The 24889-nt window shown below is 68.8% G+C and carries 25 protein-coding genes; 15 read left to right on the top strand and 10 right to left on the bottom strand.

Annotated features, from left to right (window positions below):
- Positions 1–8: 8 nt before the first annotated feature.
- The 3 genes from ACFTSF_RS30785 to ACFTSF_RS30775 all read left to right on the top strand — a co-directional run bounded on the left by ACFTSF_RS30785 (position 9) and on the right by ACFTSF_RS30775 (position 1804).
- Positions 9–302 (top strand): GNAT family N-acetyltransferase, encoded by a 294-nt coding sequence (locus ACFTSF_RS30785; RefSeq protein WP_344158340.1) that lies wholly within the window; start codon positions 9–11, stop codon positions 300–302.
- Positions 299–829, top strand: a complete 531-nt coding sequence (locus ACFTSF_RS30780; RefSeq protein ID WP_380157773.1) for a YbaK/EbsC family protein — start codon at positions 299–301, stop codon at positions 827–829. Before ACFTSF_RS30785 ends, ACFTSF_RS30780 begins: the two co-directional genes overlap by 4 nt.
- Positions 830–979: 150 nt before the next feature.
- On the top strand, positions 980–1804 hold the full coding sequence (locus ACFTSF_RS30775) for a helix-turn-helix transcriptional regulator (protein WP_344158774.1): 825 nt from the start codon (positions 980–982) through the stop codon (positions 1802–1804).
- 24 nt (positions 1805–1828) lie between these two features.
- Here ACFTSF_RS30775 and ACFTSF_RS30770 read toward each other — a convergent pair whose 3' ends face one another.
- Together ACFTSF_RS30770 and ACFTSF_RS30765 are read right to left on the bottom strand one after the other, a co-directional pair.
- Positions 1829–2257 carry an organic hydroperoxide resistance protein gene (locus ACFTSF_RS30770; RefSeq protein WP_380157771.1) on the bottom strand — a complete coding sequence of 143 codons (429 nt, stop codon included), beginning with the start codon at positions 2255–2257 and terminating at the stop codon, positions 1829–1831.
- A gap of 11 nt (positions 2258–2268) precedes the next feature.
- Positions 2269–3222 (bottom strand): NADPH:quinone oxidoreductase family protein, encoded by a 954-nt coding sequence (locus tag ACFTSF_RS30765; RefSeq protein WP_344158346.1) that lies wholly within the window; start codon positions 3220–3222, stop codon positions 2269–2271.
- A 63-nt stretch (positions 3223–3285) separates the two neighbouring features.
- Here ACFTSF_RS30765 and ACFTSF_RS30760 point away from each other — a divergent pair, with 63 nt between their 5' ends.
- Positions 3286–3936: a TetR/AcrR family transcriptional regulator gene (locus tag ACFTSF_RS30760; protein WP_380157769.1), complete on the top strand. Its 651-nt coding sequence runs from the start codon at positions 3286–3288 to the stop codon at positions 3934–3936.
- Here the strand turns inward: ACFTSF_RS30760 and ACFTSF_RS30755 are convergent.
- The 4 genes from ACFTSF_RS30755 to ACFTSF_RS30740 all read right to left on the bottom strand — a co-directional run bounded on the left by ACFTSF_RS30755 (position 3920) and on the right by ACFTSF_RS30740 (position 7446).
- Positions 3920–4666, bottom strand: a complete 747-nt coding sequence (locus ACFTSF_RS30755; RefSeq protein WP_380157767.1) for a sulfite exporter TauE/SafE family protein — start codon at positions 4664–4666, stop codon at positions 3920–3922. The two genes, ACFTSF_RS30760 and ACFTSF_RS30755, sit on opposite strands and share 17 nt — an antisense overlap.
- A gap of 107 nt (positions 4667–4773) precedes the next feature.
- Entirely contained in the window at positions 4774–5913 is a 1140-nt protein-coding gene (locus ACFTSF_RS30750; protein WP_380157847.1) for an SPFH domain-containing protein, read from the bottom strand.
- A 132-nt stretch (positions 5914–6045) separates the two neighbouring features.
- Positions 6046–6582 carry an NfeD family protein gene (locus ACFTSF_RS30745; protein WP_344158352.1) on the bottom strand — a complete coding sequence of 179 codons (537 nt, stop codon included), beginning with the start codon at positions 6580–6582 and terminating at the stop codon, positions 6046–6048.
- A gap of 81 nt (positions 6583–6663) precedes the next feature.
- A complete protein-coding gene (locus ACFTSF_RS30740) occupies positions 6664–7446 on the bottom strand; it encodes an ABC transporter ATP-binding protein (protein ID WP_380157765.1) in 783 nt (260 codons plus the stop codon).
- Between the two features lie 67 nt (positions 7447–7513).
- Between ACFTSF_RS30740 and ACFTSF_RS30735 the strand changes: the two genes are divergently transcribed.
- The 11 genes from ACFTSF_RS30735 to ACFTSF_RS30685 all read left to right on the top strand — a co-directional run bounded on the left by ACFTSF_RS30735 (position 7514) and on the right by ACFTSF_RS30685 (position 19786).
- Positions 7514–8248 carry a hypothetical protein gene (locus tag ACFTSF_RS30735; RefSeq protein ID WP_380157763.1) on the top strand — a complete coding sequence of 245 codons (735 nt, stop codon included), beginning with the start codon at positions 7514–7516 and terminating at the stop codon, positions 8246–8248.
- A 69-nt stretch (positions 8249–8317) separates the two neighbouring features.
- Complete coding sequence (gene serB / locus ACFTSF_RS30730) at positions 8318–9535, top strand: phosphoserine phosphatase SerB (RefSeq protein WP_380157761.1); 1218 nt, start codon at positions 8318–8320, stop codon at positions 9533–9535.
- A gap of 22 nt (positions 9536–9557) precedes the next feature.
- Entirely contained in the window at positions 9558–10430 is an 873-nt protein-coding gene (locus ACFTSF_RS30725; protein ID WP_380157759.1) for a GNAT family N-acetyltransferase, read from the top strand.
- A gap of 72 nt (positions 10431–10502) precedes the next feature.
- Positions 10503–11891, top strand: coding sequence for a glycoside hydrolase family 16 protein (locus ACFTSF_RS30720; protein ID WP_380157757.1), 1389 nt, complete (start codon positions 10503–10505; stop codon positions 11889–11891).
- Between the two features lies 1 nt (position 11892).
- Positions 11893–12843, top strand: coding sequence for a DUF1996 domain-containing protein (locus ACFTSF_RS30715; RefSeq protein ID WP_380157755.1), 951 nt, complete (start codon positions 11893–11895; stop codon positions 12841–12843).
- Positions 12844–12888: 45 nt separating this feature from the next.
- Entirely contained in the window at positions 12889–13965 is a 1077-nt protein-coding gene (locus ACFTSF_RS30710) for a cyanophycinase (RefSeq protein ID WP_344158366.1), read from the top strand.
- The gene (cphA, locus tag ACFTSF_RS30705) at positions 13962–16766 is read left to right on the top strand and encodes a cyanophycin synthetase (protein WP_344158368.1); all 2805 of its coding nucleotides are present in this window, start codon (positions 13962–13964) and stop codon (positions 16764–16766) included. Before ACFTSF_RS30710 ends, cphA begins: the two co-directional genes overlap by 4 nt.
- Positions 16767–16808: 42 nt before the next feature.
- Positions 16809–17315: a copper chaperone PCu(A)C gene (locus tag ACFTSF_RS30700; RefSeq protein WP_380157845.1), complete on the top strand. Its 507-nt coding sequence runs from the start codon at positions 16809–16811 to the stop codon at positions 17313–17315.
- On the top strand, positions 17312–18469 hold the full coding sequence (locus ACFTSF_RS30695; protein WP_380157753.1) for a Dyp-type peroxidase: 1158 nt from the start codon (positions 17312–17314) through the stop codon (positions 18467–18469). The genes ACFTSF_RS30700 and ACFTSF_RS30695 overlap by 4 nt, the downstream gene beginning before the upstream one ends.
- A gap of 55 nt (positions 18470–18524) precedes the next feature.
- Positions 18525–19055 (top strand): SigE family RNA polymerase sigma factor, encoded by a 531-nt coding sequence (locus ACFTSF_RS30690; RefSeq protein ID WP_380157751.1) that lies wholly within the window; start codon positions 18525–18527, stop codon positions 19053–19055.
- Positions 19052–19786, top strand: a complete 735-nt coding sequence (locus tag ACFTSF_RS30685) for a hypothetical protein (protein WP_380157749.1) — start codon at positions 19052–19054, stop codon at positions 19784–19786. Before ACFTSF_RS30690 ends, ACFTSF_RS30685 begins: the two co-directional genes overlap by 4 nt.
- A 1339-nt stretch (positions 19787–21125) precedes the next feature.
- Here the strand turns inward: ACFTSF_RS30685 and ACFTSF_RS30680 are convergent.
- The 4 genes from ACFTSF_RS30680 to fabI form a co-directional block, all read right to left on the bottom strand.
- Positions 21126–21458, bottom strand: a complete 333-nt coding sequence (locus ACFTSF_RS30680) for a peptidase inhibitor family I36 protein (RefSeq protein ID WP_380157747.1) — start codon at positions 21456–21458, stop codon at positions 21126–21128.
- Between the two features lie 65 nt (positions 21459–21523).
- Positions 21524–22387 (bottom strand): hypothetical protein, encoded by an 864-nt coding sequence (locus ACFTSF_RS30675; protein ID WP_380157745.1) that lies wholly within the window; start codon positions 22385–22387, stop codon positions 21524–21526.
- 37 nt (positions 22388–22424) lie between these two features.
- Positions 22425–24110: a Mur ligase family protein gene (locus tag ACFTSF_RS30670; protein ID WP_380157743.1), complete on the bottom strand. Its 1686-nt coding sequence runs from the start codon at positions 24108–24110 to the stop codon at positions 22425–22427.
- On the bottom strand, positions 24110–24880 hold the full coding sequence (gene fabI, locus ACFTSF_RS30665; RefSeq protein WP_380157741.1) for an enoyl-ACP reductase FabI: 771 nt from the start codon (positions 24878–24880) through the stop codon (positions 24110–24112). The genes ACFTSF_RS30670 and fabI overlap by 1 nt, the downstream gene beginning before the upstream one ends.
- Positions 24881–24889: the final 9 nt, after the last annotated feature.

Genomic DNA, 24889 nt, shown 5'->3' with positions numbered 1-24889 from the left:
TTGCCGGTATGCAGAACGAGATCAGCGTGGTAGACGCCAAGGAGCGCAGCCGGTACGAGGCTCTCGACGCCGACGGCAACCTGATGGGCTTCGTGGACTACGCGCTGCACCCCGGCGTGATCAGCTTCCTGCACGCCGAGACGCTGCCCGATTTCCGCGGCCGCGGTGTGGCCGGCGCGATCGCGGTCAAGTCGCTCGACGACGCCCGCGCGCTCGGCCTGCGGGTCAAGCCCGCCTGCCCGTACTACCAGGACTACCTGGCCAAACACACCGAGTACGCCGACCTCGTGGACGCGCGATGACGGCACCCGTTCTCGGCAAACTCGCCTGGCAGCCGGCGGCCGACGTACCGGAGCTGCTGGCTGCGCCGACTCGTGATGCACTCGGCGACCTCCCGGCGTACGCGGCGGCGATCGATCCGGGCCTGGCCGATACGGCCGCCTTCTGCGCGGAGTACGACGTACCGATGGCTGCGTCGGCCAACTGTGTGATCGTGCTCGGCAAGCGCGGCGGCGAGTCGTCGTACGCCGCGGTGCTGGTGCTCGCCGACGACCGCGCCGATGTGAACGGGGTGATCCGCAAACACCTCGGCGTCCGGAAGATCTCGTTCACCGCACAGGACGACGCAGTCGGTACGACGGGCATGGAGTACGGCGGGATCACGCCGATCGGACTGCCGGTCGAGTGGCCGGTGCTGGTCGACGAGGCGGTCGTCGCGGCCGGCCTGGTGGTGATCGGGAGCGGGATCCGCGCCTCCAAGATCTTGATCGACGGCGCCGAACTGGCGAAGCTACCGACAGCTACCGTGCTCGCGCTCGCGCAAAGGTGATCTGGCTCCTCGGAGCGGCGACCCGCCCTGGCCCGTGGACACGGAGTAGCATCGCGGGCTGAAATGGGTGAGTGGACGGGTGTGGCGGGTGATGGGGTGACGGTGACCGGCGGCGGCAGTGGTGACGGTGGGCCGACGGCACTGCGGATCATGCTGGGCGGCCAGCTTCGGCGGATGCGGGAGCAGGCCGGGATCAGTCGCGCCGACGCGGGCTGGCAGATCCGAGCCTCGGAGTCGAAGGTCAGCCGGATGGAGCTCGGCCGGGTCGGCTTCAAGGAACGCGATGTCAGCGACCTGCTCGACCTCTACGGGATGCGCGACGACGACGAGCGCTTCCGGTTGATGGAGCTGGCGCGCGCCGCGAACAACCCCGGCTGGTGGTCCCGGTACGGCGATGTGATGCCGACCTGGTTCACGAACTACGTCGGTCTCGAGGTCGCGGCGACGCTGATCCGGACGTACGAGGTGATGTTCGTCCCCGGGCTGCTGCAGACCGAGGAGTACGCGCGGGCCGTCGTACAGCTCGGCAAGACCTACCTGCCGAACGAAGAGGTCGCGCAGCGCGTGGCGCTCCGGGTGACGCGACAGAAGATCCTCAGCCGCTCAACGCCGGCGCGGCTGTGGGTGGTCATCGACGAGTCGGTGCTGCACCGGCCGGTCGGTGGCGCCGAGATCCTGCGGGCTCAGATCGAGCACCTGATGACGGTGGCCCGGGAGCCTAACATCACCTTGCAGATCATGCCGTTCAGCAGTGTCGGCTATCCCGGCGCGGGTGGTGCGTTCAGCATCCTGCGGTTCCCCGACGGGGACCTGCCCGACATCGTCTACATCGAGCACGCGGCGAGCGCGCTCTACCTCGACAAACTCGAGGAGGTCGACGAGTACGCCGCGATCATGGAGGGGCTCACGATCGCGGCGGCACCCGTCAGCGCGACCGAGGGCCTCCTGAAAGAGGCCCTGGCGCGCCTGGACTGACTGGACGGAGTCAGTCCAGCTTCATCAGGCCAGCTTCAGGTCCACGACGATGTTGCCGCGGGTGGCGTTGGAGTACGGGCAGACCTGGTGGGCCTTCTCGACCAGGTCCTGGGCGACGTCCTGCTCGAGACCGGGCAGGCTGACGACGAGCGCGACCTGGAGGCCGTAGGCGCCGCCGGCGATCGCGCCGAGACCGACCTCGGCGGTGACGGTCGAACCGGTCACGTCGACGCGGAGCCGGCGGGCGACCGTCAGCATCGCGCTCTGGAAACAGGCGGCATAGCCGGCCGCGAACAGTTGCTCGGGGTTGGTGCCGTTGCCGGTCCCACCGAGCTCGGCCGGCGGGGCCACGATGACCTCGAGCTTGCCGTCGCTGCTGGCGACCTTGCCGTCGCGGCCGCCTTCCGCGGTGGCCTTGGCGGTGTACAGAACCTTCTCAACCGGGGTGGTCATATGTCTCTCCTTCAGCGCGTGGGGTCGAGGACGAGCTTGCCGACAGTACGGCGGGCTCGCATGTCTTCGTGAGCGGTGGCGACCTCGGACAGTCCGTACTCGCCGCCGACGATCGGGCGCAGCGTGCCGTCGGCAACCAGGCCGAACAGCTCGGTCAGCGGGTCACCGAGCAGGCTCGGGTCGCCGAAGCAGTCGGCCAGCCAGAAGCCGACGATGGTCTTGGAGCCCTTCATCAGCCGGCTCGACTCGATCGGCGCCGCCGACTGCCGGGAGGCCGCACCGAAGGTGACCAGGCGGCCGAACTTGGCCAGCGCCGCGAACGACTCGTCGAATGTCGGTCCGCCGACCATCTCGAGCACGATGTCGACCGGCTTGCCGCCGTTCGCCTCGATGATGCGGTCCTTGAGACCTTCCGGCGTACCGTCGATGGCCGCGTCGGCGCCGAGCTCGAGTGCCTGCTTGCGCTTCTCCTCCGACGACGCGGTCGCGATCACGCGGCCGGCGCCCCAGTGCTTGGCCAGCTGGATGGCGAGCGATCCGACGCCGCCGGCACCGGCGTGCACCAGCACGGACTCACCGGGCTGGAAGTGCGTCGAAGTCTTCAGCAGGTGCCAGGCGGTCGTGCCCTGCAGCACCAGCGCGAGGGCCTGCCCGTCGGTGACGCCCTCGGGAACATCCCAGGCGTACGGCGCGTGGGCGACAGCCTGCTCGGCGTATCCGCCGGAACCGACCAGCGCGACGACGCGGCGGCCGTCGGCGGTGTGACCCACCACCTCGCCGCCCGGAATCATCGGCAGCTTGGCCGCCTGCAGGTAACTGTTCTCCACCTGGTGGGTGTCGGCGTAGTTGATCCCGGCGTGATCGACGGTGATCAGCACCTGGCCGTCACCGGCGACCGGATCCGGAACGTCGCCGACCTTGAGGACCTCAGGTCCACCGAATTCAGTGATCTCGATTGCTCGCATACGTTGTACTATACACTGTACGTTAGAGAACGCAGCGTGAGTTGAAGGGGAGCTGCATCACACATGGCGCGGACACCGCGGAACACACTGAGTTCGGGGCTGGTCGTCCGGACAGCCCTGGAGCTGATGGAGGCCAAGGGCGCCGACGGGTTCAGCCTGCGCGGGGTCGCCGGTGAGCTCGGGGTCGGGCCGATGGCCCTCTACACCTACTTCCGGAACAAGGACGACCTGTACGACGCCATCCGCGACCACCTGATGGGGTTGATGCCGCCCCCACCCGAGGGTCTCCCCTGGCCTGACCAGGTCCGGTCGGTGTGCCGGGATCTGCGTGTCCTGATGCTCCAGCATCCTTGCCTTGCGCAACTACTGGCGAGCCGGCCGCTGAGCGGCCACGAGACCGCCCGGGTCGCCGAAGGTCTGCTGAGCGTACTGCGGTCGGCCGGATTCGAACCGGAGATCGCGGCGCGCACCCACACGACGCTGTTCACCTACGTGCTCGGGGCAACCACCTGGGAGATCCAGATGGCGGCCGAGCAGTCCGATCCGGACTCGTTGCGGCGACTGCGCGCATCGATGGAATCGCTGTCGTCACGGGACTTTCCGACCGTGATCGAGCTGGCTCCCGAGCTCGCTCGGACGACCGGTGGCGAGACACAGTTCGACTACGGGCTCGACCTGCTGCTGGCGGGTCTGACGGTCAGAACAGCATCGTGACGATGGCGACGATGCCGATACACACGATCAGCCCGCGCAACGCGATCGGCGGCAGCTTGCGGCCGTAGCGGGCGCCCAGGAATCCACCGATCGTGGATCCGACGGCGATCAGGGCCGCGGCCAGCCAGTCCACGTCGGCGACGATGATGAACAGGATCGCGGCCACCGTGTTCACGACCGTGGCCAGCACGTTCTTCAGGCCGTTCATCCGCTGCAGGTCCGGATCCAGGCCGAGGCCGAGGATCGCCATCAGCAGGACACCTTGAGCTGCGCCGAAGTACCCGCCGTACACGCCGGTGGCGAAGACCGCGGGCAGCACCCACCACGCGCCGCGATGAGTGTGCGACGGGACGCTGATCCACTTCGACAACCACGGCTGGAACGCGACCAGCAGACAGCCCAGCAGGATCAGAACCGGTACGACGGCGTGGAACGCGGACTCGGGTGTGGTGAGCAACAACACTCCCCCGATGACACCGCCGATCAACGAGACCGGTATCAGCCGGATCATCCGCCCGCGCTGGCCCTCCAGCTCACGCCGGTAACCGATCGCACCGGCCGCCGTACCGGGAGCCAGACCGACGCTGTTGCTGACGTTCGCGAGCACGGGTGGGATGCCGACAGCGAGCAAGGCGGGGAAGGTCAGCAACGTGCCTGAACCCACCACGGCGTTGATCGTGCCCGCGCCCATTCCCGCCACCAGGACGAACAGCGCCTCGAACCATGTCATCGTTGCCTGACTCTACGGTGCCGGACGACCAACCTCGCGATCCGGTCCGGAGGGTGAACGAAGAACAGGGCCGCCCGGAAACCCGGACGGCCCTGTCGTGACGTTGCTCAGCGCTCGAGCGGCGGCTCTGCCTCCGGCAGAGTGTGCTCGGGGCTGGTCGACGGCGCCGGAGCCGGAGTGGTCCGGCCGCTGACCGCGGCGCTCTGGGCGGCCGCGATGGCCTCCTGTACGGCGTTGTCGGCCTCCGCGACGGCCTTGTCCTGGACACCGCCCTCGACCTCCGGGCTGGCCGCGGCATCGGTGATCTCCGGCGCCTGCCAGTTGCCCTCGGCCTTCTGCGGGATGCCGGCCACCTGGCCGACCGCGCTGCCCAGACCCTTGAGCGCATCGCCGATCTCACTCGGCACGATCCACAGCTTGTTCGCGTCGCCCTGGGCGATCGACGGCAGCATCTGCAGGTACTGGTAGGCCAGCAGACCCTGGTCCGGCTTGCCGGCGTGGATCGCGTTGAAGACCGTGGTGATGGCCTGCGCCTCACCCTGTGCCTTCAGGATCCGCGCCTCCCGCTCGGCCTGCGCGCGCAGGATGCGGGACTCCTTGTCACCCTGGGCGGTCAGGATCGCGGACTGCTTCTGGCCCTCGGCCGACAGAACGGCGGACTGCCGCATACCCTCGGCGGTCAGGATCGCGGCGCGCTTGTCGCGGTCCGCGCGCATCTGCTTCTCCATCGAGTCCTGGATCGAGGGCGGCGGGTCGATCGAGCGCAGCTCGACCCGGTTCACCCGGATCCCCCACTTGCCGGTGGCCTCGTCGAGCACGTAGCGGAGCTTCTCGTTGATCTCCTCACGGGAGGTCAGCGTCTGCTCGAGGTCCATACCACCGATGATGTTCCGCAGCGTCGTCATGGTCAGCTGCTCGATGGCCTGGATGTAGTTCGAGATCTCGTACGTCGCCCGGACCGGGTCGTTGACCTGGAAGTAGATGACGGAGTCGATCGACACCATCAGGTTGTCCTCGGTGATCACGCCCTGCGGCGGGAACGAGACGACCTGCTCGCGCATGTCGATGGTGTAGCGGACCTTGTCGACGAACGGGGTCAGCAGGTTCAGGCCCGGCTGCAGGCCGGTCTTGTACTTGCCGAACCGCTCCACGATCCCGACGGTCTGCTGTTGCACCACCCTTACTGATTTGGCCAGGGTGACGATCACCAGAATGGCGACGATCGCCAGCACCACAAGGAAGCCGATCACTGGACCCTCCAACTCGACAGAACCCGCAAGGCACGGACAGTCTTTCCTATCGACGGGGCAAGTGGCGGTCCGGTTCCCGGCGCGTCGCTGCCTGTTCGAGCAACTTGCTCGACGTCCCTGCTTTCGAGCCTACTGCGCGGGCGACTGAGGCGGTTGCGGACCTGGCTCAGGGTCGTTCAGCCCGGGGTGCGTGTCCAGTTCGTGGCGCACCGGCTCGCTGATCGGATAGACCACCGCGGTCGCGCCGTCGATCGACATCACCTCGACCCGCGTCCCGGGCTTGATCGTCGACACATCGTCGTACGGGCGGGCTGTCCAGAGCTCACCGCCGAGCCGGATCGAGCCACCGCCGTCGGGGTGGATCTCCTTCACGACCGTGCCGGTGCGCCCGATGACGTGCGCCGAACCGGTCTTCAGCTCCTTGCCGTCATGGATCTTCCGGACGATCATCGGCCGGATCGCGGCCAGCATCGCGGCCGCGGTCACCAGGCCGACGACGATCTGCAGCCAGAGCAGTCCGGGGAAGACCGCCGCCACACCCGCGGCCGTGAACGCACCGGCCGCCAGCATCAGCAAGGTGAAGTCGAGCGAGGCAAGCTCGGCCAGAGCCAGTACGCCGGCAATCGACAGCCAGGCGACCCACAGGTTCTCGCGCAACCAATCCATCTGCCAACCCTATCCACGTTCGGGACTTTCGGCAGGCTCTATGACGCACCCGTTACCCATCCGGCTCCCACCAGGGCTGGGTCAGAGGGCGCGGGCGGTGTAGCGGCCGTCCTCGTGGGTGAGGGAGAGGGCGATGTCGAAGGTGTCGCTGAGGGTTTCGGAGGTGAGGGCCTGGGCGATCGGGCCGGCGGAGACGACCCGGCCCTGCTTGAGCAGGAGGGCGTGGGTGAACCCGGGCGGGATCTCCTCGACGTGGTGCGTGACGAGGACCATCGCGGGGGCACCGACGGCGGTGGCGATCGAGCTGAGTGAGCGGACCAGCTGCTCGCGGCCGGTCAAGTCGAGGCCGGCGGCCGGCTCGTCCATCAGCATCAGTTCGGGGTCGGTCATCAGCGCGCGGGCGATCTGGACGCGCTTGCGCTCACCTTCCGACAGCGTGCCGAACGTGCGGTCGCTCAGGTGCGCGATACCGAGTTCGGTGAGTAGCTCCTTGGCCCGCTGGTGGTCGAGTTCGTCGTACTCCTCGCGCCAGCGCCCGAGGACGGCGTACGAGGCGGAGACGACGACATCGGAGACTCGCTCGCTTCTCGGCAGGCGGTCAGCCAGTGCCGCGCTCGTGATGCCGATGCGCGGGCGGAGTTCGAAGACGTCGATCGCGCCGAGTACCTCACCGAGCAGACCGACGACACCCGAGGTCGGGTGGATCTGGGCGGCCAGGATCTGCAGCAGGGTGGTCTTGCCCGCACCGTTCGGTCCGATCACGACCCAGCGGTCGGCCTCGTCGACCGTCCACTCGACACCGTCCAGCAGCCGCGCGCCACCGCGCACGATCGAGACATCTGCCAGCTCCACCACAGCAGTCATGCGGGCAAACCTACGTGGTGCCTGCCGGGTGCCGTACGCCGGGCACGCGGGTGAGACACTGGCATGCGTGCTGACCACCTCCGCCTCGGTCCGGTTCACCGTGTGGACGAACGCGATGCTGACCGGCGCCTGCGATCCCGACACCGCCGCGCACAAGATCCTCGGTGCGGACGTCGGGCACCACGTCGCCGGACTGCCAGGCCATCCCGAGCCCGCGACGTTGCCCGTTGCGCTCAACCTGCTGCGTGCTGCCGGTACCAAGCAGGCGCACCTCGCGCTGCCGATTCCCGGCGACCCGATCGGCCTGGCCGGACCACCGGCGTTCAACGAGCTCGCCCTCGAGTCCGGCGAAGCAGTCGTGTTCACCGGACCGGACCTCGGCCTGGTTCCGGCGTACGTCGGTCCTGCTGTCCAATGGACCGCACTCCCCGCCACCAGTCCCCCGCTGGCCGACTTCGGCGAGGCCGACCGCGCTCTGCGCCTCGCGATGATCGAAGCCGCCGACTCACTGGCCGCCCTGGATGTCGCCCGGTGGAAGCCCGAGGTGGCCGACGCCCTCATCGACATCCGCCGGATCGGCACCGGCCGCGGCGACGACCTGGCTCCCGGCTACCCGTCCCGCGCGGTCAAGTCGGCTGCCACGGCCCGCCGGCTACTCGCGATCGCCGACGCAGCCCTCGAAGACGACGGCGCCGCCATCACCACCACCGACGCCGACGCACGCCGCCGTACCCTCCTCGCCCTGGCCACCGCCGCCCGCCGAGCCCTCGTCGCCGCCTGCGCTCCCCCGCTCCCCGACTGACCCTGTTCATGTTTGGGATGTGGACCGGACCACTGGGTGACAGGTGTTGTGGGTAGCGTTCAGGGTGAGATGACATTGCTGCCTGAGGTTGAGATGCATTCTTCGGATCGTCCGACACTGCTGGTCACGCTGACCGGTACGGACCGGCCGGGGCTGACGTCTGCCGTGCTGTCCACGCTGGCCACCCGCGGGCTGGAGGTCATCGACGCGGAGCAGGTCGTGCTCCGGGGTCGGCTGATCCTCGGTGTGCTGCTGTCGGCACCGCGCGATCACAAGAACCTGAAGGAAGAGCTCAAGCAGCTCGCGGCCGCGCTCGACATCGACATCTCGGTCAAGAAGGGTGTCGGCGACAACGAACCCCGGCGCAAGGGCCGCAGCCAAGTGACCGTGATCGGGCATCCGCTGTCGGCGGTCGGGCTCGCGGCGATCGCCGGGCGGATCGCGGACACCGGGGCGAACATCGACCGGATCAGCCGGATGGCGCGGTACCCGGTGACGGCGATGGAGATCGCGGTCTCCGGTGCGGAACCGGAGACGCTGCGAACCGTGCTCGCGCAGGAGGGGGTGCGGCAGGGGCTCGATGTCGCCGTACAGGACGGTGGGTTGTACCGGCGCGCCAAGCGGCTGATCGTGATGGATGTCGACTCCACGCTGATCCAGGGCGAGGTGATCGAGATGCTCGCCGGGCACGCCGGTCGCGAGGCCGAAGTTGCCCGGGTCACCGATCAGGCGATGCGCGGCGAACTCGACTTCGCCGAGTCCCTCGAGCACCGGGTCAAGGCGCTGGCCGGGCTGCCGGCGTCCGCACTCGACGACGTGTACGACGCGATCCAGTTCGCACCGGGTGCGCGGACGCTCGTGCGAACGCTGAAGCGGCTCGGGTACCAGTTCGCGATCGTCAGTGGTGGCTTCAGCCAGATCACCGACAAACTCGCGGCCGAGCTCGGGATCGACTACGCCAAGGCGAACGAGCTGGAGATCGTCGACGGCAAACTCACCGGCCGCGTGATCGGCGAGATCGTCGACCGGGCCGGCAAAGCCACGGCCCTGCGCCAGTTCGCCGAGCGCTCGAAGACCCCGCTCTCGCAGACGGTCGCGATCGGCGACGGCGCCAACGACCTCGACATGCTCGCCGCGGCCGGCCTCGGTGTCGCCTTCAACGCCAAACCCGTCGTACAGGCCGCCGCCGACACCCACGTCAGCGTCCCCTACCTCGACACGATCCTCTACCTCCTCGGCATCAGCCGCGAGGAAGTCGAAACCGCCGACGCCGACCAACCCGCCTAACGGGGGCTTACGCTCTGGGGTTGTGGAGTTCAGTGGGCGGGCTGCGGAGGTTGGGGATGCGGGGGCGATCTGCGGGGTGATCGCGGCGGCTGAGGTGGGGTGGCATGGGCGGGCCGAGGTGGTTGTGGATCGGGTGGCGGCGGATTTGCGGCGGCCGTTGATCGACTTGGAGGTCGACACGCTTGTGCTCGAGGCGCCGGGTGGCGAGCTCGCCGGGTGGGCGTGGAACCACGGCGGGAAACGGGCTCAGGTGGACGTGCATCCGTCGTACCGGGGACTGGGGCTCGGGAGCCGGTTGCTCGACTGGGCCGAGGGGCGGTCGCGGGAGGTCGGGAGCGACTGGATCGCGCAGACGGTCGATGACGCGGACAAGGCTGGGACCGAGCTGCTGCAGGCGCGGGGGTACGACGTTCTTGCCATCAACTGGTTGTTGGAGCGTCCGCTCAGGAGCCAACCGTGTGAGGCCCCGGCTGGGATTCGGTTGGAGGCCTATGACTCGGCTCGTGCCGAGGAGGCGCATGACGTGGTTGAGGACGCGTTCGCCGAGTTCGGGTCCCGGCGGAAGTCGTTTGAGGAGTGGGCCGAGCTGACGGTCGCGCGGGACAGCCTCCGGCCGGACGCGTCGACGCTCGCGTACGACGGCGACGTACTGGTCGGGGTGGTGATCGCGCTCGACGGTGACGAGGGGTACGTCGAACAGCTCGCGGTCGCCACCGACCACCGGAACCGGGGAATCGCGCGGGCGATGCTCGACCGGACGGCCGCCGAATTCCACCGGCTCGGGCGCGACAACCTGATCCTGTGGACGCATTCGGGAACCGGTGCGCTGGCGATGTACGAGCACCTCGGGCTGCGGGTCCGGCGCAGTACGACGGTTCATCGGCTGTGGTTGTGAACTGTTGACAGCGAGCGTGAGAGCGCTCACATTGGCGACAACTGTTGGCCTCGACCCGCCTCGGAGGTCGCCATGCGTTCCCGCCCACTCTTCATCGCATCACTCGCCGCCCCCATCCTCATCGCCGCTTCGCTGACCGTCGTCGCGCAGGCGAGCGCCCCAACCCCACCGGCCGGCTGGTCCACAGTCTGGGTCGACGACTTCAACGGACCGGCGAACACGCTGCCGTCCGGCGCCAACTGGATCATCGACACCGGTCACGCCTATCCCGGCGGTCCCGGGAACTGGGGTACTAGTGAGATCCAGAACTACACGAGCAGTACGAACAACCTCGGCCTCGACGGCGCCGGCAACCTGCGGATCACGCCGCGCCGCGACGGCGCCGGCAACTGGACGTCGGCCCGGATCGAGACTCAGCGCAGCAACTTCAAGCCCCCGTCGAACGGCGTACTGGCGATCGAGAGCCGGATCCAGATGCCGAACGTCACCGGCAACGCGGCTCTCGGCTACTGGCCGGCCTTCTGGGCGCTGGGGTCGCCGTACCGCGGCAACTACTGGAACTGGCCGGGGATCGGCGAGTTCGACATCATGGAGAACGTCAACGGGATCAACTCGGTCTGGGCTGTGCTGCATTGCGGCGTGAACCCCGGCGGCCCGTGCAACGAGACCTCCGGTATCGCCAGCAACCGCGCCTGCCCGGGCTCCAGCTGTCAGTCCGCCTTCCACACGTACCGGTTCGAGTGGGACACGAGCATCTCGCCGAACCAGTTCCGTTGGTACGTCGACGGTCAGCAGTTCCACACGATCAGTCAGAATCAGCTCCCGGCCGACACCTGGGCCAACATGACCTCGCATGCGGGGTACTTCATCCTGCTGAACGTCGCGATCGGCGGTGCGTTCCCGGACGCGCTCAACGGCCCGACCCCGCGCGCCGAGACCGTGCCTGACCGCCCGATGATCGTCGACTACGTCGCGGTGACGCAGCGGGGCGGCGGCACCACACCTCCGCCGACCTCTCCGCCACCGTCCTCTCCCCCGCCGGGTGGCGGTGGCAACGCCTACAGCACCCTGCAGGCCGAGTCCTACCAGGAGCAGGGCGGTACGGGAGTCGAGGCAACCAGCGACTCCGGCGGCGGTCAGAACCTGATGGCGATCGGCAATGGTGACTGGGCCCGCTACCGAGCCATCGACTTCGGCAGTTCCGCAGCACGCCAGTTCGTCGGCCGCGTCGCCTCCGGCGCCTCCGGTGGGGTCAGTGGGCTGGTCGAGGTACGCCTGGACAGCCGCAGCAACGCTCCGATCGGCAGCTTCGCCGTCGCCAACACAGGCGGCTGGCAGAGCTGGCGGAGCGTACCGGCCAACATCAGCGCGGTCACTGGAGTCCATGACGTCTACCTGACCTTCACGAGTGGTCAGCCGGCGGACTTCGTGAACGTCAACTGGTTCACCTTCGGACACTGACATGGGTACGGCGAAGCTTCTCGCCGCCGGTGTGGTGCTGGTCGGTGTGGTCACCGCGTTGGTGATCCACGACCAGCCCACCAGCCAGGCGGGCGTCGACCACTCGACCATGGACCACTCGCAACACGGTCAGGTACCGAGTAAGGCGGAGGAGGCGGCCATGATGGCCGCTCAGGCCGCACCGGTTCGCGGCTCGGAGTTCCGGGCCGAGTGCCGCAGCAGTCACCGGGCCGGTGACGATCCGATCGTGTTCCCCGGCCAGTCCGGCGGCTCACACATCCACGAGTTCTTCGGCAACACCACGACCAACGCCAACTCGACTCTGCAGTCGCTGCGGCTCGGTGGCACGAACTGCGATCCGGTGTCGGACAAATCGGCGTACTGGACTCCGACGCTGTACAAGAACGGCGTACCGGTCGCGCCTGAGCGAGTGACCATCTACTACCAGGGCATCACCGACCGCACCAACGCTCGGGCCTATCCACAGGGCCTGCGCTATGTGATCGGCAATGCGCTCGCGACCAGTCCGGACCAGAACCCGGCCGCCCGGTGGTCCTGTGTCGGCCAGAGCCAGTCCAGCCGGGACTTCCTGGTCTGTCCGGCCGGTACCAAGCTGGAGAACTACCTGGACTTCCCGACGTGTTGGGACGGCACCCGGCTCGACTCACCGAACCACAAGGACCACATGGCGTTCCCGGTCGGTACGACGTGTCCGTCCACGCATCCGGTCGTCGTACCGCGGCTGGAGTTCCTGATCACCTATCCGGTCAACGGTGGCGGACTCACCCTGGCCGGCACCCGGAACGGGAGCAATGTCACGACCGCACCCGGCTACACGTTCCATGGCGACTTCCTGAACGTCTGGGACCCGGCCGAGCTCCAGCGGCGCGTCGACAACTGCATCCGGGCCGGCTACGTGTGCGGTACCGACGGCAATCCCATCCAGCAGTAAGGCCGGATTGCGGCCTCCTGGGGGCCGAGCACTTATCCTTCGGCTATGTCAGAACAGCTGGGTGGGGTGAACAGCGGGCCGGGGGCCCTGTTCGCCATCGGTGGTGCCGAGGACAAGCTGAAGAAGCGCACGGTGCTGCAGGAGTTCGTCGAGGCCGCCGGTGGCTCGAAGGCGCGGATCGTGGTGGTACCCACCGCGTCCGCGCTCGGGCCGGATGTGGTCGACGTCTACCACGCGCTGTTCGCGGCTCTCGGTGCGCAGAGCGTCGTCGGGGTCCGCCCGGAGAACCGGGAGGACGCCGACGACCCGGCGTTCATCGCACCGCTGCACGACGCCACCGGCATCTTCATGACCGGTGGCAACCAGCTGAAGCTGTCCGGGGTTGTCACCGGTACGGCGTTCGGTCGGGCCGTGACCGCGGCTCACGCGCGCGGGGCGGCGGTCGGCGGTACGTCGGCCGGTGCGAGCATCCTGGCCGAGCACATGATCGCCTTCGGCCGGTCGGGCGCGACTCCGCGGCAGCGCATGAGCCAGCTGTCCAACGGGCTCGGTCTGGTCCAGGGCGCGATCGTCGACCAGCACTTCGCCCAGCGGAACCGGTACGGGCGGCTGCTGTCGCTGGTCGCCCAGTCCCCCGGGCTGCTCGGGATCGGGGTCGACGAGGACACGGCGGCCGTCGTACGAGGGACTCACCTCGAGGTGGTCGGCCGCGGCGCGGTGACGATCTTCGACGGGAGCCGGATCACCTCGAACGCCCACAACGCGAGCCGGTCCGAACCGCTGCTCGCGTCGGGCGTCGTACTGCATGTGTTGCCGGCGACGGCGACGTTCGACCTCGAGGCGCGGGTGCTGCTTTCCTACGGGCCGCAGCCGCCGGCCGAGGAGATCGCCGGGCTGGAGGCCGCCGAGGCGGATCTGCGCAAGCTGGCGAAGGAGATCGCGGCCGAGGGCGTCTCACCCAAGTACTACGCGGATCGTAAGAAGCGGGCCGGGCGGCGGACGGCCAAGACCGCGCGGTCCTCGGCCGCCGGGGAGTCCAGACCGGAGGCGACCGAGCCGATCCCGGCCGGCGCCGACCTCGACACCCCCGACCGCCTGCAACCAGACAGTGGGACCGCATGACCGATTCAACCGACACCCACGGGACGCCGAGTCCGGACCTCAAGATCATCGAGACCCGCGTCTACCGCGGGCCGAACGTGTGGAGCTACGACCCGGCCATTCACCTGGTCGTCGACCTGGGCTCGCTGGAGAACTTCCCGTCGAACACGATCCCCGGGTTCACCGAGAAGCTCCTCGAGCACCTGCCCCGGCTCGACCAGCACCACTGCTCGCGCGGCCGCCGCGGCGGTTTCATCGAGCGGCTCAACGAGGGCACCTGGCTCGGCCACATCGCCGAGCACGTGGCGCTGCAGCTGCAGCAGGAGGCCGGCCACGACATGCGGCGCGGCAAGACCCGCCAGGTCAAGGGCCGTCCCGGCACCTACAACATCGTCTACGCGTACGCCGATGAGGCGGTCGGGCTCGCGGCCGGTGAGCTGTCCGTCCGGTTCGTGAACAACCTCGTCCAGCCGGATCCGGACTTCGACTTCACTGTCGAGCTGGAGAAGTTCATCAAGCAGGCCGAGCGTACGGCGTTCGGTCCGTCCACGCAGGCGATCGTCGACGAGGCGGTCTCCCGGGACATCCCGTGGATCCGGCTCAACAAGGCCAGCCTGGTTCAGCTCGGTCAGGGTGTGCACGCGAAGCGGATCCGGGCCACGATGACGTCGGAGACCGGATCGATCGCGGTCGACGTGGCTAGTGACAAGGACCTGACCACCCGGCTGCTCGCGTCGGCCGGTCTGCCGGTGCCGCGGTCGGAGTCGATCCGGACAGTCGACGAGGCGGTCTCGATCGCGAACAAGATCGGCTACCCGGTCGTGTGCAAGCCGCTCGACGGCAACCACGGCCGCGGCGTCTGCCTGAACCTGCTGAACGCCGACGACGTTCGGGAGGCCTTCCCGATCGCCGCCGAGCAGTCCCGCCGCGGCTGGGTGATCGTCGAGAACATGGTCGTCGGCAAGGACTACCGCTGTCTGATCATCAACGGCCGGATGGAAGCGATTGCCGAGCGCGTCCCCGCGCACGTGGTCGGCGACGGCGTGCACACGGTGGCCGAGCTGGTCGACATCACCAACGCCGACCCGCGCCGCGGTGTCGGGCACGAGAAGATCCTGACCCGGATCACGGTGAACGCGGCCGCCCGGGAGCTCGTCCGCAGCCAGGGTTTCGAACTGGACGACGTACCGCCCGAGGACGTGATGGTGAAGCTGACGCTCACCGGCAACATGTCCACCGGTGGCATCTCCATCGACCGGACCTGGGAAGCGCACCCGGAGAACGTCGAGATCGCCGAGGAAGCGGCCCGGATGATCGGGCTCGACATCGCCGGTATCGACTTCATCTGCCCCGACATCACCCAGCCGGTGCGCGAGACCGGCGGCGCGATCTGCGAGGTCAACGCCGCTCCGGGCTTCCGGATGCACACCAACCCGACGATCGGCGAACCGCAGTACATCGCCAAGCCGGTCGTCGACATGCTGTTCCCGCCGGGCGCGACCAGCCGGATCCCGATCGTCGCCGTCACCGGGACGAACGGTAAGACCACCACCTCACGGATGATCAGCCACGTCTTCAAGGGCATGGGCCGCAAGGTCGGTATGACGTCGACCGACGGCATCGTGATCGACGAGCGGCTGGTGATCCGGTCGGACGCGTCCGGGCCGAAGTCCGCCCGGATGGTGTTGCAGAATCCGCGCGTCGACTTTGCGGTCTTCGAGGTTGCCCGCGGCGGGATCCTGCGGGAGGGGCTCGGCTACGAGCGCAACGACATTGCCGTCGTACTGAATGTGCAGCCGGATCACCTTGGACTGCGTGGGATCGACACGCTGGAGCAGTTGGCCGACGTGAAGGGCGTGCTGGTCGAGGCGGTGCCGCGGACCGGGTACGCCGTACTGAACGCCGACGACCCGCTGGTTCGCAAGATGCGGCGGAAGTGTTCCGGACAGGTCGTGTGGTTCAGCATGGCCGAACCAGGCAGCGAGGTCCGCGACTACATCGAGGGTCACTGCCGGCGCGGTGGACGTGCTGTCGTTCTTGAGCGCTCCGACCTGGGCGACATGATCGTGGTCAAGCACGGCCGCCGTTCGATGCAGCTCGCGTGGACACACTTGCTTCCGGCAACGTTCGGTGGGCGGGCGATGATGAACGTGCAGAACGCGATGGCCGCTGCTGCAGCCGCGTTCGCCGCCGGTGCGCCGCTGCACGACATCCGGCAAGGCCTGCGGACGTTCAACACGTCGTACTATCTGTCGCCTGGGCGGCTGAACGAGATCGATGTCGATGGTCGCACGGTGATCGTCGACTACTGCCACAACGCGCCTGCGATGCGGATGCTGGGTGACTTCGTGGACCGGTTGGGCGAGAGCCTGATCGCGTCGTCCGAGCTTGGGCGGCCGTCGCGGATCGGCGTGATCGCCACCGCGGGCGACCGGCGCGACGAGGACATCCACGAGCTGGGCGAGATCGCTGCTCAGCACTTCGATGTCGTGATTGTCCGTGAGGACGCACGGCTGCGGGGTCGGAAGCGCGGTGAGTTGGCGGCGTTGATCGAGGCCGGCGTGCGGAGCGCGATGGACGCCGGTGCTCGGTGCCGTCAGGTCGAGATCGTCATCGACGAACTGACCGCGATCCGGCACGCACTGGCCCGGTCGAACCGTGGTGATCTGGTCGTCTTGTGTGTCGATCAGCACCAGACTGTGCTGGCCGAGCTGGAGTCGGTGTCGCACCTGGCCCAGGCGGGTGCCCGCTCGGGTGACGAGGGCGGCGACCCGGACTTCGTGAAGCCCTCCGACGAAACCGAGGATCCCTCCGACGCCTAGCGGGAACTCCGCGGAGGGCGGGGGCGTTGGCCGTGCGTGAAGATGAAGTTGCTCGCGGCCACCATCGCTGTCGCTCTCCCGGTCCTGCTGTCCTCCTGCGGAACCGCGGCGACCCCGCAACCGGCCGCCGCAGCGCCTGGCGTGCTGGTCGAGGATGCCTGGGTGCGCGCGACGGTCGGTACCAAGGACAAGTCGATGACCGCAGCCTTCATGTCCCTGACCAACCCCGGGGGTGCCGACGTGAAGTTGATCTCGGCAACCTCTCCGGTCGCCGGCCTGGTCCAACTGCACGAGATGACGAAGAAGGACGGCAAGATGGTGATGCAGGAGAAGGCCGGCGGCGTCACCGTCCCCGCCACCTCCCACGCCCACCTCGCCCCGGGCGGCGACCACATCATGCTGATGAACCTCAAGAGCCCCCTCAAACCCGGCGACGAGGTCCCCCTGACCCTCAAGTTCTCCGACAACACCACGCACGACCTCAAAGTCCCCGTGAAAGCCTTCACCGAGGAAGAAGAGCACTACCACCCCACCCCAACCCCCAAGTGAAGCCGTCGCGGCGGCAGCTGTTCGGGTACGCCGGAGCAGCCGCCGCAGGTGCTGCCGTCACCGGTGCCGCCGTCGTTGCCCTCGACAAGGAACAGCCCGCACCCACACCGGCCGGCAGACTCATCTCGCCGTACGGCGACCATCAGCCCGGCATCGCGGCGACGTCCCCTCGACACGGGGAGCTGGTGGCGTTCAACCTCAAGCCCGGCACCGACAAGGCCGCTCTCGGGCGGTTGCTGCGGCTGTGGTCGGCGGATGTGGTTGCGTTGGGCAACGGGCGGCCGGCGCCCGGCGACCCGGCTCCGGAGCTGGCGAACGCGAACGTCGCACTCACCACGACAGTCGGATTCGGGCCGCGGGTGTTCCAGCTGACCGGCAACAAGCCGGCCGGGCTGGATGATCTGCCGGTGATGCGGCACGACCGCCTGCAGGACGAGTGGTCGGGCGGCGACCTGCTCATCCTCGTCGGCGCGGATGACGAGCTGAGCGTCGTGCACGCCGTACGGCGGTTTGTTGCGGATGCTAAGCCGTTTGCGGTGCCGGTGTGGCGGCAGACGGGGTTCTGGAACAGCACGGGGCCGGACGGGAAGCCGGTGACCGGGCGGAATTTGTTCGGTCAGGTGGACGGCACCGGCAACCCCGCGGTCGGGACACCTGAGTTCGACGCGACGGTTTGGGCGGCGGACGGGAGCACGACGCTCGTCGTACGGCGGATCAAGCTCAACCTCGACACATGGGACGAACTCACCCGCTCCGAACAGGAACGCGCCGTCGGCCGCAAGCTCAGCACCGGCGCGCCCCTTACCGGCACCGCCGAACACGACGAGCTCAACCTCGAGGCCCGCGACGCCGACGGCCGCCCGGCGATCGCAGCCAACGCCCACGCCCGCCTCTCCCACCACTCCGAGAACGACGGCCGCCGCATCTTCCGCAAGGGCCTCAACTACGTCCACGACACCGGTACGAACCGCGAGTCCGGTCTGATCTTCCTCAGCTATCAAGCCGACATCGCCGGGCAGTTCCTCCCCCTGCTCGCTCGCCTGGACGCGGCCGACGCGCTCAACGAGTGGACCACCACCATCGGCTCCGCCGTCTTCGCCATCCCACCCGGCTTCCACCCCACCGGCTGGATCGGCGAGAAGCTTCTCGGCTGACCTGTCACCCTGGCACGCTCGCCACAGCGTTCTAGGGGGTGAGGAGGCGATGCCGATGAGAGACCGTCCGACCGAGACGGACTTCGACGACTTCGTGCGAGCGCGCTGGAGCGCGACCGCCCGCCTGGCGTACGCACTGACCTTGGACCACCAACGGGCCGAGGATCTCGCGCAGGAGTCGTTCACCAAACTGTGGTTCCACTGGGGCAAGGCCGGCACCGGCAGTCCGGAGGCCTACCTGCGGCGGATCGTGACTACCACGTTCCTATCCGCCCGACGGCGTCGCTGGTTCGGTGAGCACCCAACCGAGACTCCACCCGACACCGCGATCGCCGCAGCCACCGGCCAGGTCGACGAGCGGCTCGCGCTCCGACGCGCGATGGCTCAGCTGAGCCCGCGACAGCGCGCTGCCGTCTACCTCCGGTACGCCGAAGACCTGTCCGAACGCACTGTCGCCGACCTGCTCGGCTGTTCGGTCGGCTCGGTCAAACAACACACCCGCCGCGGCCTGGACGCCTTGCGCGCGGACCTCGACTTCACGGCACCCGATGAACTGGCCGTCCTGGCCGGAAGGGGCATCGCATGACCCACGACCTGGCCGACAAGTTCACCACCCTGACCGACGACCGCCCCGAACCCATCGACCCCGCCGGCCTGGTGCGAACCGGCATCACCCGCCGCCGCCGTCGCCGGACCACCGTCGGCGTCCTCGCCACCGCCGCAATCACCGCGGCCGCACTCACCGCCGCACCACTCGCCGGCGCCCTGCTGCGACCCGACACCCAGACCGCCGCCACCCCGAAACCGACACTCATCCCCAAACCGACGCTTCTCCCGAAACCGACGCTCGTTCCGCAGCCCACGTTCCGCCTGCCTGACCCGTGGGTGCACAAGGCGGTTCCGGGCACGCATGACCTGTACCACTTCGCCCAGGGCAAGGTCGGGAAGTACCACTGGATCGTCGGCGCCCGCCACGGCTGCGTGGTGTTCCAGAACGCCAACCTGTGGCGCGGCATCAGCAATCCGGACACAATCTCGATGACCTCAGGCGAAGGCCCGAAGTGCAAGCCAGACGGCTACCCGCGGCTCCGGGCAGGCCTCGGGCGCGAGGGCGAAAGCATCGGCATCCTCGCGGGCACGACCACCGCCGCAGCACGCAAGGTCCGAGTCACCCACGGCAAGCACACCTACGTCGTCGACGCGGTCGGCACCCCCGCCAGCACCACCAAGCGATTCTTCGCAGTCGCCTTCGAGGGCGTCCCCGCCCCAGACTGGACCGCCGTCCCCCTCGACGCCAACGGTCGCCCGATCCGCTAGCCCGCCGGAAGCTTTTCCGCTAGCCCGCGGGAAGCTGCTAGCCACCTGCGCGAATCGCCCACCTCCGCGCGAACCACCAGCCCACGCCAATCAATCAGGTCTGGCGACCACCAGCCGCGAACCAGCCACCCCCAGCCCCGCTGACCGGGCCCCGGCGCGCCCCCGGCCCCGGCACCACCCAGCCCCCGGCGATCGGGCTCCGCCGCGCCCCCACCCCCACAACCACCTCACAGCTAGCCGCGGTGCACGCGACGCAGGAGCGGGCTGGAGCGGCGGCTGCTTCCGAATCAACGGTCGGGTGCAAACGCTTTTGAGGGGAAGCGGCGGAAGCCGCGTGAACGGGCGGGTGGGGCGCACGGGCGGAGCACGCGACGAAGGAGCGCGCGTGCCCGGAGCGAGGGGGGACAGGCGTCGGGAAGGACACGTAGAGGTCGCCTCCGAAGGCTCCGGTCAAGCGTGGGTGAGCGCGCGGCGACCGGTGTTGCGGCACTACTACGTGTCCTTACCGACAATGCGCGGGCGTCCAGCACGAACCGAACGACGCCCCACCCCGCGAGCTCCACCTGACAACCGCGCCACCCCCTGACAACCGCGCCAACACCACCCCAGCCCTGAAAGCCGCGCCAACACCAACCGGTGACCACCCCAGCCCAGCCCCCGAAGACCGCGCCAACACCACCGGGTGACCACCCAGCCCCTGAAGACCGCGCCAGCGCGACCGCTGACCACCCCAGCCCCCGGTGATCGGGCTCCGCCGCGCCCCACCTCCACAACCACCTGTCAGCTAGCCGCGGTGCACGCGACGCAGGAGCGTGCTGGAGCGGCGGCTGCCTGCGAATGAACAGCTGGGCGGAAGCGTTTGAAGGAAGCGGCGGCAGCCGCGTGAACGGGTGGGTGGGGCGCACGGGCGGGAGCACGCGACGGAGGAGCGCGCGTGCCCGGAGCGAGGGGGAATCGCATGAGCCGGACCACCAGCCGGGTGCCCCCAGCCCCGGCACCACCCAGCCCTCGGTGATCGGGCTCCGCCGCGCCCCCACCCCCACAACCACCTGTCAGCTAGCCGCGGTGCACGCGACGCAGGAGCGGGCTGGAGCGGCGGCTGCTTGCGAATGAACAGCTGGGCGGAAGCGTTTGAGGGAAGCGGCGGCAGCCGCGTGAACGGGCGGGTGGGGCACACGGGCGAAGGAGCGCGCGTGCCCGGAGCGAGGGGAGATCGTGCGGGGCGGACCGCCGCCACTCACTAACTTGGCGGCGGTCGCGGGGTTCACGCTCAGCGCGCTGAGCGGGGAGGACCTGAAAGGGGGTTGATGAGTGGCGCAGGTCCGGCGAGGCGGACTGATCAGCCGGCTCGGAAGCTGAGGAACTTCGTGCCTGGGTAGCTGTGGAAGTTGTTGGCCGGCTCGAGGGAAGGGCTCCCCGAGCAGTCGGGGGTGCGGTAGAGGAGGACGTCTTCGGAGGACCAGTTGAAGAGGGAACCAGGGGCGAGGGCGAGCTGGGTGCAGGCGGTCGGGACGTCGTTGTAGATCGCGCTCTTCCCGCCGAAGCTTGTCGTCTCATAAAAGCAGGCCTGGCCGGGCTCACACGCGGTGCTTTCCGAGTACGCCGACGCCGGGCTGGCGACGGCGCCAAGCACGAGAGTGGTGGCGCCGAGAAGGACGATGCGGAGGTTCATGAAAGCGACTCCTGGTGAGAGAGGGGCGGTCTCTGTCACCGACGAGCTTATGATTGAACGTTCACTCAGACTGCGCTTTCCGGCGTGTTGCGGCGGGAGAACAAGCGGCGTCGAGGCTCGTCGCGGTCGATCCAGTCCAGGTCGTCACCCAGTACGGCGTCGTTCGTCCGGTCGGCGTACGGGTCGGGCGGCGGCGGGACCGGCGGCAGGGCGCGCAGCTTGAGCGCGACCATCGGGATCGCGAGCAGAACGGCCACCACGAGCCATGCCCCGTACTCCCGCAAGATCGGTCCCAGTGAATTGAAGAACGCGTCCATCGCCGCATCCACCGTCGGGTTGAACCCCTGACCGCTCGGCGCCCGCTCGACCGCCTGCACCGCCGCGACCAAACCGAACGAGGCCAGGTACCACGCAATCAACGGCACCCAGAAGTACGCCGACCGCCACCCGCGCAACCAACAAGCGACGTACAGCAGCAGCGCGAGACCGACACCGACAAGGAGCCCGTTCAGCTGCCAGAGCCAGCGGAAGTCGGTCAGCTGACCAGCCGGACGGCGCGCGTACCACGCGAGAGGCAACGCGAGCGCAAATGCGGCGACCACCGAGCTTCTGGTGCCTAGGGCACCCAAGACGCCGCCGACAGCACTTGCCACCAGCAACGAGATCAGCAACTCCCGCTCTTGCCAGGGATTGCCGGTCAGCCACCAGGCGCCGGCGGCAACGATCAGCACCAGGGGTACGGTCGCGCGGACGCGGGCGACCAGTAGACCGGCCAGCACTCCCCCGGCGAATCCGCCTAGCAGCAAGAGATCCAGCCGCGGCGGTACGAACATCGTCGTACCGCTCGGCAGACCCTTCAGATACACGGCGGAGAAGCCACCCACGAACCAGGCGACGGCAGCAGCCGGGATCGACCACAGGTAGCGCATCCTCATCCCCGTCCCGCCCCAACCGAGGGCGGTGGGACTAGTGCTGGGCTCTTTCGACCTTGGACTTCAGGTCTTCCGGTGTGTCGACGGTAGCTCCCTCGGACCGCAACCAGCCGTCAAGACTCGCCCGATCCTGCAGAGACATGACGGCGACTACGTCACCCGGTTGCGCCTGAGCGACCAGTGACTGCGCCGCTTCCAGCTCGGTCGGGTACGCCGGTACGTCGTCGACGCCGACCGATGCCGCTCCTTCGCGGAACACGGCCTCCAGCTCGGACGGCGGCCGCCCGCGCAGGTACTCGCTCTTGTGCCCGATCGCCACCTGATCCGCACCACGCGCACCGATCGCGCCGAGCGCGGAGACCATGTCGTCGGCGCGGTCGCCCGGCGAGCCGAGCGCAAGCAGCAAGCGCGAGCCCTCGTGCCGTACGCCGTTCATGATCTCGAGGAGGGCTTCGAGGCCGGCCTCGTTGTGCGCGAGGTCGATCACCACGGTGAAGCCGCGCAGCGAGTACATGTTCATCCGGCCGGGGTTGTTCTCGTTCGGCGCGAACGAGCTCAGCCCCTCGATCACCGCGGCCCGCGGCAACCCGAGCCCGAGCGCTGCCGACGCAGCCGCGAGCGCGTTCTCGACGTTGTAGTGCGACAAGCCAGACAACGTCATCGGTACGTCGACGACCTTCAGCAGCGGTTCCGGATCGGTCGCCTGGTCGAGGACCGTGATGAAGCCGTCGAGGACGGTGGTCGCGCGGCCGCCTTCGTCGAGTACGGCGCGGATCGACGGCGAGTCGGGGTCCCGTGAGAACACCCAGCACTTGGCCGGCGAACCGAGTCGCATCGCGAACGTGCGTGGGTCGTCACCGTTCACCACGCACCAGCCGCGTGGGCGGGTGATCTGGGTGATGACCGCCTTCACCTCGGCGAGTTGGTCGACGGTGTCGATCCCGCCCAGGCCGAGGTGGTCCGCGGTGACGTTGGTGACGACGGAGACGTCGTTCGAGGCGACTCCGACTCCGCGGCGCAGGATGCCGCCGCGGGCGGTCTCGGTGACCGCCAACTGGATCCCCGGCTGAGACAGCACTTGGCCGGCACCGCTCGGGCCGGAGAAGTCGCCGTACTTGACCAGTTCGCCGTCGAAGTAGACGCCGTCGGTACTCGACCAGCCGACGTGCAGCCCGGCGGCGCGGCCGATGTGGGCGATCATCCGGGAGGTCGTGGTCTTGCCGTTGGTGCCGGTGACCGCGACGACCGGCACCTTCGGCCGGATGGTCGGCGGCACGTTGCCGGGCGGCTCATTGTGCACGCGCTCGCCGACGGTCGCCATCAGCTCAGGCAGGTGTTCGGCGCCGAACGCGTCCAGCACCTCGACGATCGCCGCCGCGAGCGCTCGCGCGCGCTGTTCGTGGGCCCAGGGGAAGGCCACGACCAGGCGGTGGTTGTCGGACTCCGGCCGGACCCGAACACCGATCCGGCCGATCCCGGCCTCGCGAGCAATTCGCCGTACGACGTGTCCGGTCACCCGGATCGCGAACCGCTGCCGGAACCCGGAGCCGATCCGCCCCGGCCGGGTTGCGCCCAGGCCGACGGCCTGCGCGTACGCCTTCGCGGCCGGGGCCGGGGCGTCCACCAGCGCGGTCACGTCGAGCGTGAGCTTGACCGCCGCGCGGCTGAAGTACAGGTTGGCGCCGTCCAGCACACGGAGCTCAACAAGGGACGTGGACACTACGCTCCCATCGCGTGGTAGCCGCCGTCGACGTGGATGATCTCGCCGGTGGTGGAGGGGAAGAAGTCACTGAGCAGGGCAACGATGGTCTTGCCGGTGGGTTCGAGGTCGGTCGGGTCCCAGCCGAGCGGGGCGCGCTCCAGCCAGGGCTCCTCGAACTTCTCGAAACCCGGGATCGCCTTGGCGGCCAGCGTCTTGAGCGGCCCGGCCGAAACGAGGTTGCAGCGGATACCCGCAGCGCCGAGGTCGCGGGCCAGGTAGCGGCTGGTCGACTCGAGCGCGGCCTTGGCCACGCCCATCCAGTCGTAGCCCGGCCAGGCCACGGTCGCGTCGAACGTCATACCGACGACGCTGCTGCCGCGCGGCATCAGCGGCGCACACGTGGTCGCGAGCGCCTTCAGCGAGTACGCCGAGACGTGCACGGCCTGCGCGACGTCATCCCACGGCCCCTCGAGGAACTTGCCGCCGAGGATCGTCTCCGGGTTCCCGTACGCGATCGAGTGCACGACCCCGTCGAGACCGTCGACATGCTCCCGTACGGCGTCCGGCAGCGCGGCCAGGTGGTCGGCGTCGGTCACGTCGAGTTCGAGCACCGGCGGTTCGGTCGGCAGTCGCTTCGCGATCCGTTTGGTGATGCTCAGCGCCCGGCCGAAGTTCGAGATCAGCACGGTGGCGCCCTGTTCCTGCGCCACCTTGGCCGTCGCGAAGCCGATCGAGGAGTCCAGCGTGACCCCGGCGACCAGGATCCGCTTGCCGTCGAGGATGCCCACCGGCGTCCC

It is taken from the genome of Kribbella sp. NPDC056951, assembly GCF_042674205.1.
Taxonomy (GTDB): domain Bacteria; phylum Actinomycetota; class Actinomycetes; order Propionibacteriales; family Kribbellaceae; genus Kribbella; species Kribbella yunnanensis.
This window is presented reverse-complemented; position numbering and strand designations above follow the sequence as displayed.

Excerpts from the sequence above, each read along its gene's own strand:
- ACFTSF_RS30765 (WP_344158346.1), bottom strand. The coding sequence starts at position 3,222 with ATGCGAGCAATCGAGATCACTGAATTCGGTGGACCTGAGGTCCTCAAG.
- cphA (WP_344158368.1), top strand. The coding sequence starts at position 13,962 with ATGACCGATTCAACCGACACCCACGGGACGCCGAGTCCGGACCTCAAG.
- ACFTSF_RS30715 (WP_380157755.1), top strand. The coding sequence starts at position 11,893 with ATGGGTACGGCGAAGCTTCTCGCCGCCGGTGTGGTGCTGGTCGGTGTG.
- ACFTSF_RS30675 (WP_380157745.1), bottom strand. The coding sequence starts at position 22,387 with ATGCGCTACCTGTGGTCGATCCCGGCTGCTGCCGTCGCCTGGTTCGTG.
- ACFTSF_RS30785 (WP_344158340.1), top strand. The coding sequence starts at position 9 with ATGCAGAACGAGATCAGCGTGGTAGACGCCAAGGAGCGCAGCCGGTAC.
- ACFTSF_RS30690 (WP_380157751.1), top strand. The coding sequence starts at position 18,525 with ATGAGAGACCGTCCGACCGAGACGGACTTCGACGACTTCGTGCGAGCG.
- serB (WP_380157761.1), top strand. The coding sequence starts at position 8,318 with ATGACATTGCTGCCTGAGGTTGAGATGCATTCTTCGGATCGTCCGACA.
- ACFTSF_RS30780 (WP_380157773.1), top strand. The coding sequence starts at position 299 with ATGACGGCACCCGTTCTCGGCAAACTCGCCTGGCAGCCGGCGGCCGAC.
- ACFTSF_RS30745 (WP_344158352.1), bottom strand. The coding sequence starts at position 6,582 with ATGGATTGGTTGCGCGAGAACCTGTGGGTCGCCTGGCTGTCGATTGCC.
- ACFTSF_RS30755 (WP_380157767.1), bottom strand. The coding sequence starts at position 4,666 with ATGACATGGTTCGAGGCGCTGTTCGTCCTGGTGGCGGGAATGGGCGCG.
- ACFTSF_RS30720 (WP_380157757.1), top strand. The coding sequence starts at position 10,503 with ATGCGTTCCCGCCCACTCTTCATCGCATCACTCGCCGCCCCCATCCTC.
- ACFTSF_RS30740 (WP_380157765.1), bottom strand. The coding sequence starts at position 7,446 with ATGACTGCTGTGGTGGAGCTGGCAGATGTCTCGATCGTGCGCGGTGGC.
- ACFTSF_RS30700 (WP_380157845.1), top strand. The coding sequence starts at position 16,809 with ATGAAGTTGCTCGCGGCCACCATCGCTGTCGCTCTCCCGGTCCTGCTG.
- ACFTSF_RS30760 (WP_380157769.1), top strand. The coding sequence starts at position 3,286 with ATGGCGCGGACACCGCGGAACACACTGAGTTCGGGGCTGGTCGTCCGG.
- ACFTSF_RS30710 (WP_344158366.1), top strand. The coding sequence starts at position 12,889 with ATGTCAGAACAGCTGGGTGGGGTGAACAGCGGGCCGGGGGCCCTGTTC.
- ACFTSF_RS30770 (WP_380157771.1), bottom strand. The coding sequence starts at position 2,257 with ATGACCACCCCGGTTGAGAAGGTTCTGTACACCGCCAAGGCCACCGCG.
- ACFTSF_RS30680 (WP_380157747.1), bottom strand. The coding sequence starts at position 21,458 with ATGAACCTCCGCATCGTCCTTCTCGGCGCCACCACTCTCGTGCTTGGC.
- ACFTSF_RS30685 (WP_380157749.1), top strand. The coding sequence starts at position 19,052 with ATGACCCACGACCTGGCCGACAAGTTCACCACCCTGACCGACGACCGC.
- ACFTSF_RS30775 (WP_344158774.1), top strand. The coding sequence starts at position 980 with ATGCTGGGCGGCCAGCTTCGGCGGATGCGGGAGCAGGCCGGGATCAGT.